The sequence below is a fragment of the Streptomyces sp. NBC_00440 genome (assembly GCF_036014215.1).
GTDB lineage: Bacteria > Actinomycetota > Actinomycetes > Streptomycetales > Streptomycetaceae > Streptomyces.
In genome coordinates this window covers 1,726,641-1,741,421 of the sequence record NZ_CP107921.1, presented here as the reverse complement: position 1 = coordinate 1,741,421, position 14,781 = coordinate 1,726,641, and the positions used below count along the sequence as shown (strand labels likewise).

At 69.5% G+C, this 14,781-nt stretch carries 12 protein-coding genes and 1 tRNA gene; 8 read left to right on the top strand and 5 right to left on the bottom strand.

The features are described 5' to 3' along the window. Positions 1 to 3 precede the first annotated feature (3 nt). From OHB13_RS07830 to OHB13_RS07810, 5 genes are all read left to right on the top strand, one after another. Complete coding sequence (locus tag OHB13_RS07830) at positions 4 to 882, top strand: helix-turn-helix domain-containing protein (RefSeq protein ID WP_328376484.1); 879 nt, start codon at positions 4 to 6, stop codon at positions 880 to 882. Between the two features lie 11 nt (positions 883 to 893). Next, positions 894 to 1,208, top strand: a complete 315-nt coding sequence (locus OHB13_RS07825) for a chorismate mutase (RefSeq protein ID WP_328376482.1) — start codon at positions 894 to 896, stop codon at positions 1,206 to 1,208. A 126-nt stretch (positions 1,209 to 1,334) separates the two neighbouring features. Continuing rightward, positions 1,335 to 3,854: an aminopeptidase N gene (gene pepN, locus OHB13_RS07820; RefSeq protein ID WP_328376480.1), complete on the top strand. Its 2,520-nt coding sequence runs from the start codon at positions 1,335 to 1,337 to the stop codon at positions 3,852 to 3,854. Positions 3,855 to 4,021: 167 nt separating this feature from the next. After that, positions 4,022 to 5,386, top strand: coding sequence for a pyridoxal phosphate-dependent decarboxylase family protein (locus OHB13_RS07815; RefSeq protein ID WP_328376479.1), 1,365 nt, complete (start codon positions 4,022 to 4,024; stop codon positions 5,384 to 5,386). Beyond that, positions 5,383 to 6,792 (top strand): lysine N(6)-hydroxylase/L-ornithine N(5)-oxygenase family protein, encoded by a 1,410-nt coding sequence (locus OHB13_RS07810; RefSeq protein ID WP_266858031.1) that lies wholly within the window; start codon positions 5,383 to 5,385, stop codon positions 6,790 to 6,792. Before OHB13_RS07815 ends, OHB13_RS07810 begins: the two co-directional genes overlap by 4 nt. An 86-nt stretch (positions 6,793 to 6,878) precedes the next feature. On the opposite strand, the gene OHB13_RS07805 is transcribed toward OHB13_RS07810, so the two are convergent. Continuing rightward, complete coding sequence (locus OHB13_RS07805; RefSeq protein WP_328376478.1) at positions 6,879 to 8,696, bottom strand: bifunctional metallophosphatase/5'-nucleotidase; 1,818 nt, start codon at positions 8,694 to 8,696, stop codon at positions 6,879 to 6,881. A 158-nt stretch (positions 8,697 to 8,854) separates the two neighbouring features. Here OHB13_RS07805 and OHB13_RS07800 point away from each other — a divergent pair, with 158 nt between their 5' ends. Beyond that, positions 8,855 to 9,565, top strand: coding sequence for an SIMPL domain-containing protein (locus OHB13_RS07800; protein WP_328376476.1), 711 nt, complete (start codon positions 8,855 to 8,857; stop codon positions 9,563 to 9,565). 222 nt (positions 9,566 to 9,787) lie between these two features. Beyond that, positions 9,788 to 11,224, top strand: coding sequence for a pyruvate kinase (gene pyk, locus OHB13_RS07795; protein WP_266858037.1), 1,437 nt, complete (start codon positions 9,788 to 9,790; stop codon positions 11,222 to 11,224). Positions 11,225 to 11,286: 62 nt separating this feature from the next. On the opposite strand, the gene OHB13_RS07790 is transcribed toward pyk, so the two are convergent. After that, positions 11,287 to 12,063 carry a transcriptional regulator gene (locus OHB13_RS07790; RefSeq protein ID WP_266858038.1) on the bottom strand — a complete coding sequence of 259 codons (777 nt, stop codon included), beginning with the start codon at positions 12,061 to 12,063 and terminating at the stop codon, positions 11,287 to 11,289. A 110-nt stretch (positions 12,064 to 12,173) separates the two neighbouring features. Then, positions 12,174 to 12,246 (bottom strand) — tRNA-Leu (locus OHB13_RS07785). Positions 12,247 to 12,346: 100 nt separating this feature from the next. On the opposite strand from OHB13_RS07785, the gene OHB13_RS07780 reads away from it, so the two are divergent. Beyond that, positions 12,347 to 13,000 carry an ANTAR domain-containing response regulator gene (locus tag OHB13_RS07780; RefSeq protein ID WP_266858039.1) on the top strand — a complete coding sequence of 218 codons (654 nt, stop codon included), beginning with the start codon at positions 12,347 to 12,349 and terminating at the stop codon, positions 12,998 to 13,000. 111 nt (positions 13,001 to 13,111) lie between these two features. On the opposite strand, the gene OHB13_RS07775 is transcribed toward OHB13_RS07780, so the two are convergent. Both OHB13_RS07775 and OHB13_RS07770 read right to left on the bottom strand, forming a co-directional pair. Beyond that, positions 13,112 to 13,828, bottom strand: a complete 717-nt coding sequence (locus OHB13_RS07775; protein ID WP_266858041.1) for an ABC transporter ATP-binding protein — start codon at positions 13,826 to 13,828, stop codon at positions 13,112 to 13,114. After that, complete coding sequence (locus OHB13_RS07770) at positions 13,825 to 14,775, bottom strand: ABC transporter ATP-binding protein (RefSeq protein WP_328376473.1); 951 nt, start codon at positions 14,773 to 14,775, stop codon at positions 13,825 to 13,827. The genes OHB13_RS07775 and OHB13_RS07770 overlap by 4 nt, the downstream gene beginning before the upstream one ends. Positions 14,776 to 14,781: the final 6 nt, after the last annotated feature.

Here is a 14,781-nt window from a genome sequence, read left to right as displayed (position 1 = left end):
GGGATGTACCACACCTGGATGCGCTACTTCACTCCGAGCCCCGCCCACCACAAGCTCGGCCTGGTCTGCCTCGGAGTGGGCCTCCAGCACGGCACCCTGCCCGCGGTCGGCCCGCGGACGCTCGACCACCATGTCGCTGTCGTCGTCGGCGCGGGCAGCGGCTGGTACCGCGGCGCCGACGGACGCCGTACGACCGTCACCGCACCCGCACTCATCTGGATCACCCCCGGCGCCACCCACCACTACGGAGCAGATCCGACCACCGGCTGGGACGAGTCCTTCGTCGACTTCACCGGGCCCGCCACCGCCACCTACACCGAACTCGGCTACATCGAACCCGACCGGCCCGTCGTCCCGCTCACCGACGTCGCGGGCGCACGCGCCGCCGTGGGGCGCATCGTCCGCGCCGCGCGCCGCGGGAACCCGCTGCTCGACGTGGAGAGCGGGGCCGCCGTCCACGAACTGCTCGTCGCGCTGCGCCGCGCCCGCGCCGACACCGACGCCGAAGGCGCCCCCGTCCTCCAGGCGCTCGCCCGCGACGCCTTCCAGCCGCTGACCGTCGCCGAACACGCGGCCCGGCACGGCATGACCCCGGCCGAACTGCGCAGCGCGGTACGGCAGGGGGCGGGCTGCAGCCCCAAGGACTACCTCCTGGGCATCCGCCTCGGCCGCGCCAAGGAACTGCTCGCCGCCACCGATCTGCCGGTCGCCGCCGTCGCCCGCAGAGTGGGCTACGACGACCCCGCGTACTTCTCCCGGCTCTTCACCCGCCGGGTCGGAAAGGCCCCGGTCGTCTTCCGCCAGCAGCAGGGACACACCGTGCCCGGCGGCTGGAGTGACCAGATACCGGACCCCGACGACCCGCCGACGATCACGACGTAAGCTCGACGACCATGACCGAGACAGCCCCGTCCGTACAGGCCGAACTGGACCGCCTGCGTGGATCCATCGACAACATCGACGCCGCCGTCGTCCACATGCTCGCCGAGCGCTTCAAAGCCACCCAGCAGGTCGGCCTCCTCAAGGCGCGCAACCAGCTCCCGCCCGCCGACCCGGCCCGCGAGGCCCGCCAGATCGCCAGGCTGCGCAGCCTCGCCGAGAGCGCGAAACTCGACCCGGCGTTCGCCGAGAAGCTGCTCAACTTCATCGTCGCGGAAGTGATCAGACACCACGAACGCATCGCGGACGGCTCAGCGACGGACAGCTGACCGGGGCCCTGGCCCCGCACCGGCCCGGACACCCCCTGTGAGCGGCCCGGCACCCCTGCGTACCGGCCGCCCCCGGGAACCCCGGACCCCGAGCGCGAGCCCGGTGGCGTACGGCACGATGGGCCCATGTCCGTACTGACGCGCGATGAAGCGCAGCTCCGAGCCCAGCTCCTCGATGTCCAGCGGTACACGATCGACCTCGATCTGACGCAGGGCGACGACACCTTCGACTCCCGTACCGTCATCCGTTTCACCGCGCGTGCGGCCGGAGACACCTTCGTCGAGGTCAAGCCCGCCGAGCTGCGCTCCGTGACTCTCGACGGGCAGCCCATCGACCCCGGGACGCTCTCCGGGAACCGGCTCCCGCTCACCGGCATCACGCCCGGCGAGCACGAGCTGCTGATCGACGCCGCGATGCGCTACTCGCACACCGGCGAAGGAATGCACCGGTTCACCGACCCCACCGACGGCGAGACCTACGTCTACACCCAGCTGTTCATGGAGGACGTCCAGCGGGTGTTCGCCGCGTTCGACCAGCCCGACCTCAAAGCCGTCTTCCAGCTCGGCGTCACCGCACCCGACGGCTGGACCGTCCTCACCAACGCCGTCGCCGAGCGGACCGACGGCGGCCGCTGGCAGGCCGCACCCACCCCCCTCATCTCCACCTACCTCGTCGCCGTCGCCGCGGGCCCCTGGCACTCCGTGACCACCGAGCACGCCGGGCTCCCCTTCGGCCTGCACTGCCGCCGCTCACTCGCACCCCACCTCGACGCGGACGCCGACGAGATCTTCGAGATCACCCGCGCCTGCTACGACCGGTACCACGAGAAGTTCGACGAGCCGTACCCCTTCGACTCGTACGACCAGGCCTTCGTCCCGGAGTTCAACGCCGGCGCCATGGAGAACCCCGGCCTGGTCACCTTCCGCGACGAGTTCATCTACCGCTCCGCCGTCACCGACACCGAGCGGCAGACCCGCGGCATGGTCATCGCCCACGAAATGGCCCATATGTGGTTCGGCGACCTCGTCACCCTCCAGTGGTGGGACGACATCTGGCTGAACGAGTCCTTCGCCGAGTACATGGGCTACCAGACCCTCGCCGAAGCCACCCGCTTCACCGGCACCTGGGTCGACTTCGCCATCGCCCGCAAGACCTGGGGGTACGACGCCGACCAGCGCCCCTCCACCCACCCCGTCGCCCCCGACCCGGCGCTCGTCCCCGACACCGCGTCCGCGATGCTCAACTTCGACGGGATCTCGTACGCCAAGGGTGCGTCCGCGCTGCGCCAACTCGTCGCCTGGCTCGGCGAGAAGGACTTCCTCGCCGGGATCAACGTCCACTTCGCCCGGCACCGCTTCGGCAACGCCACCCTCGCCGACTTCATCGACAACCTGGCGTCCGCCACCGACCGCGACGTCCACGCCTGGGCCGCGCGGTGGCTGGGCACCACCGGAGTCGACACCCTCACCCCCACCGTCACCGAGACCGACAACAACTGGTCGTTCAGCGTCGCCCGCACCGGCAGCCGCCCCCACCGCATCGCCGTCGGCGCCTACGACCACGACCCGGTCGACCCCTCCCACCTGGTGCTGCGCGCACGCTTCGAACTCGACGTACCCGCCGAGGACAGCGCTGACACCGCGGCCACCACGGCCGCCGCCAGGACCTTCCAGGGCCGCCGCCCCGACCTGCTCCTCCTCAACGACGGCGACCTCACCTACGCCAAGGTCCGCCTCGACGCCGCCTCCTGGGAGACCGCAGTACGCGCGCTCTCCGGCCTCCCCGACCCGCTGACCCGCGCCGTCGTCTGGAACGCCGCACGCGACATGGTCCGCGACGGCGAACTGCCGCCCACCGCCTACCTGGACGCCGCGCTCGCCCACCTCCCGCACGAGGCGGACCTCGCCGTCGTCCAGGGCGTCCTCGTCTTCGCCGCCACCCAGATCGCCGACCGCTACCTGCCGCACGCGGACCGGTCCGCCGCACTCGCCACCGTCAGCACGATCTGCCGCGCGCTCATCCGCCGCACCGAGGACGGGAACAACCCCGGGCTCCGCCTCGTCGCAGTCCGCCACTTCATCGACGCGGCCACCCAGCCCGACGGCATCCAGGCCTGGCTCGACGACGGCGGCGTCCCCGGCGGCCCCGAACTCGACCCCGAGCTGCGCTGGCGCATCCTCCACCGCCTGGCCGCACTCGGCGCCGTCGACGAGAGCGTCATCGACGCCGAACTCGACCGGGACATCAGCGCCACCGGACAGGAAGGCGCCGCCCGCTGCCGGGCCGCGCTGCCCGCACCGGAGGCCAAGGCCGCGGCCTGGCAGCGGATGTTCAGCTCCGACGACCTCTCCAACTACCTGTTCAACGCCACCGCCGGCGGCTTCTGGCAGGCCGAACAGACCGAACTCGTCGCGCAGTACGCGGAGCGCTACTACGAGGACGCCGTCGCCCTCGCCGGCCGCCGGGGCCCGGCCATCGCCGAGGCCGCCGGACGGTACGCCTTCCCCGCGTACGAGGTCACGCCCGAGGCACTCGCCCGCGGCGAAGCCTGTCTGCGCGAGACCGACATGATCCCCGCCCTGCGCCGCAAGCTCACCGACCAGCTCGACGACCTGCGGCGCGCCCTGGAGGTCCGCCGGGCCTGACCGCAGGTGCGGGGCGGCAGCCCCTTGTACCACCCCAGGAGGCTCCAACTTCCCCCCGCACCAGGGCAATACCACTTTCGGGTTGAGCTCGTTGTGCTCTTCGGGCGCGCCGCCTGTCCCCCGTACAGGCTGGGGCGACAGCCCCGAGCGCACCGAAGGACACCCGTATGAGTACGCCGCCACTCGCCGGAGGGGCCGCAGGGCCGAACGCCCTGCGGCCCCTCGTCGGTACCGTCCTCGACGCGCTGCACGACGGGGCCGCCGACCGGATCGGCCCGCTGCCGCCCGGCGGCCCGGAAGCCGTCGCCGTACGGGTACGGGCCACGGCCCACCCCGTGCTGCCCGACACCGGAACCGGCGCCGAAGAAGCCCTGCGCACCCTGGTCCACGCCATCACCGAAGGCGCAGCGGACCCCGCCGACCCCCGCTGCGCGGCCCATCTGCACTGCCCGCCGCTCGCCGTCGCCGCAGCCGCCGACCTCGCCGCCTCCGCCCTCAACCCCTCGATGGACTCCTGGGACCAGGCCCCCGCGGCCTCCGAGCTCGAAGCCCTCGTCACCCGCGCCATCGCCGCCGAGATCTACCCGGCGGGCGACGCGCTCGTCACCACCGGAGGCAGCGAGTCCAACCAGCTCGCACTGCTCCTCGCCCGCGAACGCCACGGCGCCGTCCGGATCGTCTGCGGCGCCAACGCCCACCACTCCCTGCACCGCGCAGCCTGGCTGCTCGGCCTCCCCGAACCCCTCACCGTCCCGTCGCCCTCCGGAACCATCGACCTCGCCGCGCTCGACGAAGCACTCACCGCGACACACGGCCCGGTCCTGGTCGCGGCCACCGCCGGCACCACCGACGCCGGACTCATCGACCCGCTCCCCGAGATCGCCGACCTCTGCGACCGGCACGGCGCCGAACTCCACATCGACGCCGCATACGGCGGCCCGCTCCTCTTCAGCGACCTCCACCGGCCCCTGCTCGCCGGCCTCGAACGAGCCCACTCGGTAACCCTCGACCTGCACAAACTCGGCTGGCAGCCGGTCGCGGCAGGACTCCTCGCCGTCCCGTGCCCCACCACCCTGGACGCCCTCACCCACCAGGCCGACTACCTCAACGCCGACGACGACACCGAAGCCGGCCTCCCCGACCTCCTCGGCCGCTCCCTGCGGACCACCCGGCGCCCCGACGTCTTCAAGATCGCCGTCACACTCCGCGCCCTCGGCCGGAGCGGCCTCGCCGCCCTCATCGACCGCACCTGCGCCATCGCCGCAGAACTCGCCGACCTCGTCGAGGCCCGGCCCGGCCTGGAGCTCTACGACCGGCCCACCATCTCCACCGTGCTCTTCCGCCCCACCGGAGCGGACGACGCGACCGTGGCCGCCATCCGCCGCACCCTCCTCACCGAGGGCCACGCCGTACTCGGCCGGGCCCGCGCGGACAACCGCCTCTGGCTGAAAGCCACCCTGCTCAACCCCCACGCCACCACCGGTGACCTGGAAGCTCTCCTCAAACTCCTGGAAGGCAGTACGCCCCGATGACGACGGACCAGCAGGCTTCCGCAGACCAGCCCCACGACCTGGTGGGGGTCGGCATCGGACCGTTCAACCTCTCCCTCGCGGCACTCGCCCACCCCCTCACCGAACTCTCCACCGCCTTCTACGAACAGCGCCCCGCATTCCACTGGCACCCCGGCCTGCTCATCGAGGACGCCACCCTCCAAGTCCCCTTCCTCGCCGACCTGGTGACCCTCGCCGAACCCGCCAGCCCCTGGTCGTTCCTCAGCTACCTCAAGGAACGCGAGCGGCTCTACCCCTTCTACTTCGCCGAGCACTTCCACATCAGGCGCACCGAGTACGACGCCTACTGCCGCTGGGTCAGCGAGAGCCTGCCCGGACTCCACTTCGGCCACCAGGTCGACGCCATCCGCTGGAACGCCGAACACGCCCTCTTCGAAGTCGACTTCACCCAACTCGACGCCGACGGAGAAGCCGAGGCACTCGGCCGCGCCCACACCCGCAACCTGGCACTCGGCGTCGGCACCGAGCCGTACATCCCGGAGACCCTCAAGCCGCTCGCCGAAGCGCCATCCGTGCCCGTCGTGCACTCGTCCGACTACCTCGCCAGCCGCGAACGGCTCCTCGCCGCAGGGCACATCACCGTCATCGGCGCGGGCCAGTCCGGCGCCGAGATCTTCCTCGACCTGCTCCGGGCCCGCCCCGCAGGCCAGGAGAAGATCACCTGGCTCGCCCGGACCGAGGCCTTCGCCCCCATGGAGTACTCCAAGCTCGGCCTGGAGCACTTCACCCCCGACTACACCCGCTACTTCCACCAGCTGCCCGAGTCCGCCCGCGACTCCCTCGCCCCGCAGCAGTGGCAGCTCCACAAGGGAATCGACGCCGAAACCATCGCGGCCATCCACGGCGAGCTCTACCGCCGCACCCAGCACGGAGGCTGGCCCGACGCCGTCCTCACCCCGGGCGTCACCGTCCGCACCGCCGGACGCGTCGCCACCACCAAGGTCGAACTCCACCTCGAACACGCCCGGCAGGGCTCCCGCTCCCGCCTCACCACCGACGCCGTGGTCCTCGCCACCGGCTACCGGGAACGGCCGCTCGACGGAATGCTCGCCGGCCTCGACCCCTACATGCGGCGCGACGCGTCCGAGCGCCCCCGCATCGACGACCAGTACCGGCTGCTCCTGGACCCCGCCGTCACCGGCTCCGTGTACGTACAGAACGCCGAACGCCACACCCATGGCGTCGGCGCCCCCGACCTCGGCCTCGCCGCCTGGCGCAGCGCGACGATCCTCAACTCCCTCACCGGGAAGGACCCCTACCCGCTGCCCCGGCGCACCGCGTTCACCAGCTTCGGCCTCGACCGCGAACACGCCCTGCCCCCGCAGAGCCGCACCCGCCTCGTCCCGCTGGCCGAACGCAGCAGCTGAGCGGTCGTCGAGCACACGGGCACCGGCCGGACCGCCGCACCCGGCCCGGCCGGGCCCGCAAACCCGGCCGGACACCCGGCCACGCCCTAGAAGACCGGCGTACCGTCCCGCGTCAGCTTCCAGTCCACCGAAGCGAACTCCGACGCGTCCACCGTCCCCTTCGCCTGCACCCACGCGATGATCGTGTTCCGGATCTCGTCCGAATTGGCCCACAGCTGCTTGGCGGCCGGCACATGCGGGAAGTTACCGCCGCCGCTCGCCCGGTAGTTGTTCACCGCCAGCACGAACTGCGCCGCCGGATCGATCGCCTTACCGCCGAAGGACAGCTTCGCGATCCGCGAACCGGCCGCCTTGGCGATGTCGATCTCGTACGTCAGACCCGACACCGCGTCGTAGTTGTAGTCCGGCGTGTCATCCGCGTTCGTCAGCTTCGAGGTGTCGACAGGACCGCCCGCCGGAGTCTGCACGTAGTAGCGCGCCGAGAACTCCAGATAGTCCTTGATCTGCGCACCCGTCACCAGACGGGCCTCCAGCGTGTTCTCGAACGGGTACAGGCCCGCCGCGTCCTTGATCGTCACGTTCCCGGCGGGAATCTGCGCCGTACGCGAGAAGCACGACGCCTGCGAGAGCACCGGCAGCGCCGCGTACTCACCACCGGCCAGCGCCGCCTTCACCGTGTCGGTCTGGACGGCGTTGATCAGATCGATGATCGGCTCGTCCTTCCACGGCGCGTCCGCCGTGGTCATCGCGGCGGACGACGTCCCGATCACCTCGTTGACGTACGCCACGACCTTCTTGTGTTCGTCCGTCAGCAGCTTCACGAGCTCCGGGTCCTCGGCCGCGGTATTGGAGTTCAGTACCCGCGCACCGGCCTTCTCGACCGCCCAGCGACCCTTCTCCCACACCAGGTCGAAGTCGAAGACCGTGAGCCGCTCGCCCCACATCAGCGGCTCGGAGAGAACGACCTGCTTCCCGGTCTTCTTGTTCTCCACGAACCTCTCGGGGATCTCGACATGCGCATGGCCCACCAGGATCGCGTCGATCCCCGGCACCTGCTCGGCCACCAGGGCGGACGCGTTCTCCACGTACGGGATCTGGTCACCGTACGAGGATGTGCCACTGGCCCCCGAGTGCGCCGCCACGAGCACCACGTCGGCACCCATGGAACGCAGCCGCGGCACATACTTCGCCGCCTGCTCCTCCAGCCCCGGAAACACCATCCTGCCCTGCACGTTCGCCTTGTCCCAGATGGCGATGCCCGGGTTCGTCAGCCCGAGGATCGCGACCTTCACATCCCGGCCGTGCGGTGTGCGGAGCGTCCTGAAGACGTACGGGGCGAACGCCGGCCTGAGCGTCTTCGCGTCCAGGGCGTTGGCCCCCAGCAGCGGGAAACGGCACTGCTCCTCGAACTTCCGCAGCACCGGAATGCCGTAGTTGAACTCGTGGTTGCCCAGCGCCGCCGCGTCGTAGCCGATGTGGTTCATCGCCTGCGCCATCGGGTGCACCGGACCGTGCTTGGCCGTGATCGGGTCGATCTTCGCGTAGTAGTACGACAGTTGGGTGCCCTGGATGGTGTCGCCCGCGTCGATCATCAGGGTGTTGTGGCGGCCTCTCTCCTCGCGGATCCCGTTGACCAGCGTCGAGATCTTCGCCAGGCCGACGTCGTTGTGCGCGGCGTCGTCGAACTCCTTGTCCGTGAAGTAGTCCCAGTTGAAGACATGGCCGTGCAGATCGGTCGTCCCCATCACGGTGAAGGAGTACCGCTTCGGCGGACGCCCGTGACCGTGACCGTGGCCATGGCCGTGCCCCTGCGCCTCAGCGGGCACTGCCGTGCCTCCGGCGATGGCCACACCGGCGCCTGCGGCGGCCGAAGTACCCAGGAACGTCCTACGGTTGAGCGGCATTTCGTCTCCCTAGTCACGTGCACAACGCGCGTAGATGCGGACAGCAACCATGCACAACGCGCGTAGATTCTGACCCAGGAGCCACGCGGTGCAACACCCCCCGCAGGTTTCGATCTGGTGACCGCCGACTGTCGTACCGGGGTGCGACAGTGGGAACCATGACCGACGAAGTCCCGTACCCCTCCGCAGCCCCCTACGGCACGCCCGACACCCCCCGCGTCGCCGTGCGCGGCGAGGCGAGCCTCGAAGTCGAACCCGAGACCGCCACCCTCACCGTCACCGCGAGCGCCCGCGGCAAGGACCGCCGGGCAGCGCTGCAGGACCTCACCCGGCGCAACGCCGCCATCTTCGAACTCGCCAGGGAATACGGCGAAGCCGTCGAGAAACTGGAGAGCGGCGCGCTCTCCGTCAGCCCCGAACCGGCCCAGCACGGCTGGGGCGAAAGGGTCCGCGCCTACTCCGGCCACGTCCGGATCACCGTCGCACTCAACGACTTCACCGCACTCGGCGAACTCACCGCCCGCCTCGCCGACCTGGAACTGACCCGCGTCGAAGGACCCTGGTGGGCACTGCGCCCCGGATCGCCCGCACACCGCGACGCCCGCCGGCAGGCCGTGCGGGACGCCGTCACCCGCGCCCGTGAGTACGCCGAGGCGCTCGGCGCCGAGCTGACCGCCCTGGTCGAGCTCTCCGACCCGGGGGCGGACGGTGCGCGCCCGCCCGCCCCCGGCTTCGCCGGCACCCGTGGTTTCAGAGCGGCGGCACCCGGCGGGGCGGACGACGTACCGGCCATCGACCTCGAACCCCAGCGCCAGACCGTTTACGCACAGGTGAACGCCCGTTTCACCATGTCACCACCGGCGCTCTGAGGCCCGCACCGGGAATCCGGCCCGGCCCGGAAACCCGGGGGAGCCACGGCCGGCAGTCGGCCGACGGTCAGGGGACGCAATTCCGCATCGGGCCCATCGGAATTGCTCATCAGAGCGCACGCGCGCACAATTCAACAGTTGTCAATAGCCTTTCATGTAAAGGTGGTTGAGTCGTCATGTGTGACCCATCACTTACCCATCGGTAAGGCATACGCTCGAACCATGCGCCGAGCAAAGATCGTTTGTACCCTGGGCCCCGCGACCGACTCGTACGACCAGATCAAGGCACTGGTCGAAGCCGGTATGGACATGGCCCGATTCAATCTCAGCCACGGCAGCTACGCCGAGCACGAGGAGCGTTTCCGCCGCGTACGCAAGGCGGCCGAGGAGACAGGCCGCAGCGTCGGCATCCTCGCGGATCTTCAAGGCCCGAAGATCCGCCTCGGCCGCTTCGCCGAAGGCCCCGTACTCCTTGAACGCGGCGACGAGTTCACCATCACCGTCGCCCCCGGCGCCCGGGGCGACCGGAGCAGCTGCGGCACCACCTACAACGGCCTCGCCGGGGACGTGACCACCGGCGAGCGCATCCTCGTCGACGACGGCAAGGTCGCCCTCGAAGTCACCTCGGTCGAAGGCCCCCGCGTCCACACCCTGGTCGTCGAGGGCGGCATGGTCTCCGACCACAAGGGGCTCAACCTCCCCGGTGTCGCGGTGTCCGTCCCCGCCATGTCCGAGAAGGACGCCGATGACCTCCGCTGGGCACTGCGGACCGGGGCCGACATCATCGCGCTCTCCTTCGTGCGCAGCGGCCGGGACGTCGACGAGGTCCACCAGATCATGGAGGAGGAGGGCCGCAGGCTCCCCGTCATCGCCAAGATCGAGAAGCCGCAGGCCGTCGAGAACATCGACGGGATCGTCGCGGCCTTCGACGGCATCATGGTCGCCCGCGGTGACCTCGGCGTCGAGATGCCCCTGGAACAGGTGCCGATCGTCCAGAAGCGCGCCGTGAAGCTGGCCAAGCGCAACGCCAAGCCCGTCATTGTCGCGACCCAGATGCTCGACTCGATGATCGACAACTCCCGCCCCACCCGCGCCGAAGCCTCCGACGTCGCCAACGCGGTCATCGACGGCACCGACGCCGTGATGCTCTCCGGCGAGACCAGCGTCGGCAAGTACCCGGTGGAGACGGTCCGGACGATGGGCCGCATCGTCGAGGCGGCCGAGGAGGACATCCTCGCCCGCGGTCTGCCGCCGCTGAACGACCGCAACAAGCCGCGTACCCAGGGCGGCGCCGTCGCCCGCGCGGCCGCTGAGATGGGCGACTTCCTCGGCGCGAAGCTGCTCGTGGCCTTCACCCAGTCCGGCGACACGGCGAAGCGGCTCTCGCGCTACCGCTCGCCGATCCCGCTGCTGGCCTTCACCCCGGACCCGGCAACACGCGCCCAGCTCACCCTGACTTGGGGTGTGGAGACCTATCTCGGCCCGCACGTGGAATCCACGGACGAGATGGTCGCGCAGGTCGACGAACAACTCCTGAAGGCGGGCCGCTGCCAGAAGGGCGACATCGTCGTCATCACCGCGGGCTCCCCGCCCGGCGTCGCCGGCTCCACCAATCTGGTCCGCGTCCACCACGTCGGGGAGGACGATTCGCCGAAGTAGCCAGACTGGTCAGCAGTAGACCAGGGCCCCTCGAATTCGCTGCTGAGGGGCCCTTTCGCGGCTCAGTACTTCGGACCTACGTGTGCATCCATGAGTGCAACGGATCCGCGCTTGGCCACGGAGATGTTGTATGGCCTGCTGTGGCGGGTGCAGCTCTTCCATTCGACGCCGAGTTTGTCGAGGGTGTCGGTGTAGAGACGGCGGATGTCGTCGGACACGTTGGTGAACCAGTACCTGGGGTATTCGTAGCGCTTCCGCTCACCACCGACGATGCGGGTGGTCCAGTTTGTGTTCCGGCATCCGTCGGAGTGGATCAAGCCGCGCACGAACGGCCAAGGATATTCATCGACAATCTGCTGCTGCCAGGGTTCCAGCGCGATGGTTCGGTCGTGCTTTTTCCCGGGGCCGTGCTGGGGGAACAGGCATGGCCAATGTCTGCTGTAACCGGTGACGGCAACACAACCTTCCTTCTGGACCAAGCAAAGGGAATCGCTTGGACTAACGGCACTGATCGCTTCGCGGCACGTCTCGATGAGCCCCGGCCAGGAGTTGGAACAGGCGATGCGCAAGTAGTACCCAATCTTGGGATGAGGGCTGATGCAGCCATCGCCGAGGTAGAGGCCGAGTAGATATGCATATGCGGCGGCGTCGTCGGGGGTTCCGGGTTCGAGGCGGCACCGTGCGCAAGGGGCTAGGCGGGGGTGGGCGAGAGGCTCCACGTGGGTCTGCCATTCGCGGATTGCGGCCCGTGATATACCCGTCTGCTTGCTGACGGAGTTGAGGCTGTGACCTTGGCCGACGAGTTCAAGTGCGAGCTTGCGTGCGCTGAGGTCGTACATGGATGCGAGACTGGCCCGAACATCGCTGCTGCCGCACCCGTTCGACGCTGCGTTCGCTGAGGCGAGTGAAGATCTCCAATAAGGGGTGGGCCTTGGAAGCGAAGGTAAAGTGCCCTGGGTGGGATTCGAACCCACGCTGTCGGTGGTTTGAGCACCGTGTCTCTTCCGCTGGACTACCAGGGCTTGCCTTGAGATCAAAGGTTAGCGGAGACCCGCCGTGACTCAAACATACAGGAGCTAGGTAGGCTCAGGTAGCAGCACCTGCCATGAATCAAGGAGCCCCGTGACCGCCCCCGAGTCGCCCCAGCCCGTCGCCGACGACGACAAGTCGCACGTCCCGCCGCTGACGACCCGTGTCGTCATCGCCGAGGACGAGGCCCTCATCCGCCTCGACCTCAAAGAGATGCTCGAAGAAGAGGGCTACGCGGTCGTCGGCGAAGCCGGTGACGGTCAGCGGGCCGTCGAGCTGGCCCGGGAGCACCGGCCCGATCTGGTGATCCTCGATGTGAAGATGCCCGTTCTGGACGGGATCTCCGCCGCCGAGAAGATCACCGAGGAGTCCATCGCCCCGGTCCTGATGCTGACCGCGTTCTCGCAGCGCGACCTCGTGGAGCGGGCCAGGGACGCCGGAGCGATGGCGTATCTCGTGAAGCCGTTCTCCAAGAGCGACGTCGTGCCCGCCATCGAGATGGCCGTCTCCCGCTTCACCGAGCTGAAGGCCCTGGAGCAGGAGGTCGCCGACCTCTCGCAGCGGCTGGAGACGCGGAAGCTGGTGGACCGGGCGAAGTCGGTGCTGCAGACGCAGTACGGGCTGACCGAGCCCGCCGCCTTCCGATGGATCCAGAAGACGTCGATGGACCGCCGGATGTCGATGCAGCAGGTCGCCGAGGCGGTCATCGAGGACGCCGAGGAGAAGAAGGCGGCCAAGGAGCAGTAGCTCCGGCGCGGCTCCAGGTCCGCAGTACGAAGGCGACAGCCGGACGGCCCGCCCCGGGAGATTCGGGGTGGGCCGTCCGGCTGTGTGCTGCGGGGACCGGGCGGACCGGGTTCAGTCCTCGCCGAGGTACGCCTTGCGGACCGACTCGTCGTGCAGCAGGTCGTGGCCGGTACCGGAGAGCGAGATCTTGCCGATCTCCATGACGTACCCGTGGTCGGCCAGTGAGAGCGCCGCCTGCGCGTTCTGTTCGACGAGCAGGATCGTCATGCCCTGGGACTTGAGCTCGACGATGGTCTCCATGATCTTCTGCATCATGATCGGCGAGAGACCCATCGAGGGTTCGTCGAGCATCAGCAGCTTGGGCTGCGACATCAGCGCCCGGCCCATGGCGAGCATCTGCTGCTCACCGCCGGACAGGGTGCCCGCTGCCTGCTTCCGGCGCTCGCCCAGGATCGGGAAGAGGTCGTAGGCGCGCTGGATGTCCTTCTCGATGCCTTCCTTGTCGTCCCTGAGGAACGCTCCGAGCTGGAGGTTCTCGAAGATCGACAGGCGCGGGAAGATGTGCCGGCCCTCGGGGGAGTGGGCCAGGCCGAGGGCGACGACCTTGTGGGCCGGGATGCCCGCGAGCGGTTTCCCGTCGAAGGCGATCGTGCCGCCGGCCGGTTTGATCAGGCCGGAGAGGGTGCGCAGGGTGGTGGTTTTGCCGGCGCCGTTGGTGCCGATCAGGGTGACGACCTGGCCGGCTTCGACGCTGAAGGAGATGCCCTTGACGGCCTCGATCTTGCCGTAGGCGACCCTGAGGTCCTGGACCTCCAGGAGAGCGGTCACTGGGTGTCTCCTTCGGTACCGGTGGAGCTGGTGGTACTGGTCGTGCCCGTGGTGCTTGTCGTGCCCGTGGTGCTTGTCGTGCTGGTGGGACCTGTCGCGGCCTCGGCCGCTTCGACCTCGGCCACCTCCTCGTCCCCCGGTGCGCCTTCGAAGGGCGTTCCGAGGTAGGCCGCGATGACGCGTTCGTCGCCCTGGACCACCTCCGATGTGCCCTCGACGAGCTTCTCGCCCTGGACGAGGACGGCGACGCGGTCGCAGAGGTTGAAGATGAACCGCATGTCGTGCTCGATGACGAGTACGGCGATGCCCTGGTCCCGGATGGCGAAGACGAGCTCCTCGGTGGCGCGGGTCTCCTGCGGGTTCATCCCGGCGGTGGGCTCGTCGAGCAGCAGCAGGCCGGGTTCGCTGGCGAGGGCGCGGGCGATTTCGAGCTTGCGCTGTTCGCCGTACGGGAGGTTGCGCGCGAGGTGGCCGGCCTTGTGGGCCAGGCCGATGAACTCCAGGAGTTCTGTTGCCCGTTCGCGGGACCTGGCCTCGGCCCGGTGGAAGCCGGGGCCGCGCAGGATGGCGGACCAGAGGCCTTCCTTGGTCCTGGTGTGGCGTCCGACGAGGACGTTTTCCAGGACCGTCATATTGGCGAAGAGCCGGATGTTCTGGAAGGTGCGGGCGATGCCCGCCTTGGTGACGAGGTGCGGTTTGGGCGGCAGGACGGTGCCCTTGTAGCTGACCTTGCCCTCGGTGGGGACGTAGAGGCCGGTGAGGCAGTTGAAGAAGGTGGTCTTGCCGGCGCCGTTGGGGCCGATGAGGCCGACTATCTCTCCGGCGTTGACGGTGAGGTCGACGTCGCGGACGGCGGTGAGGCCGCCGAAGCGCATGATGACGCCTTCGGCCTGGAGCACGGGGGCGGCGGTGGCTTCCGGGGCCGGTGCGGTCGTGTGCGTGGTCATGTCGTT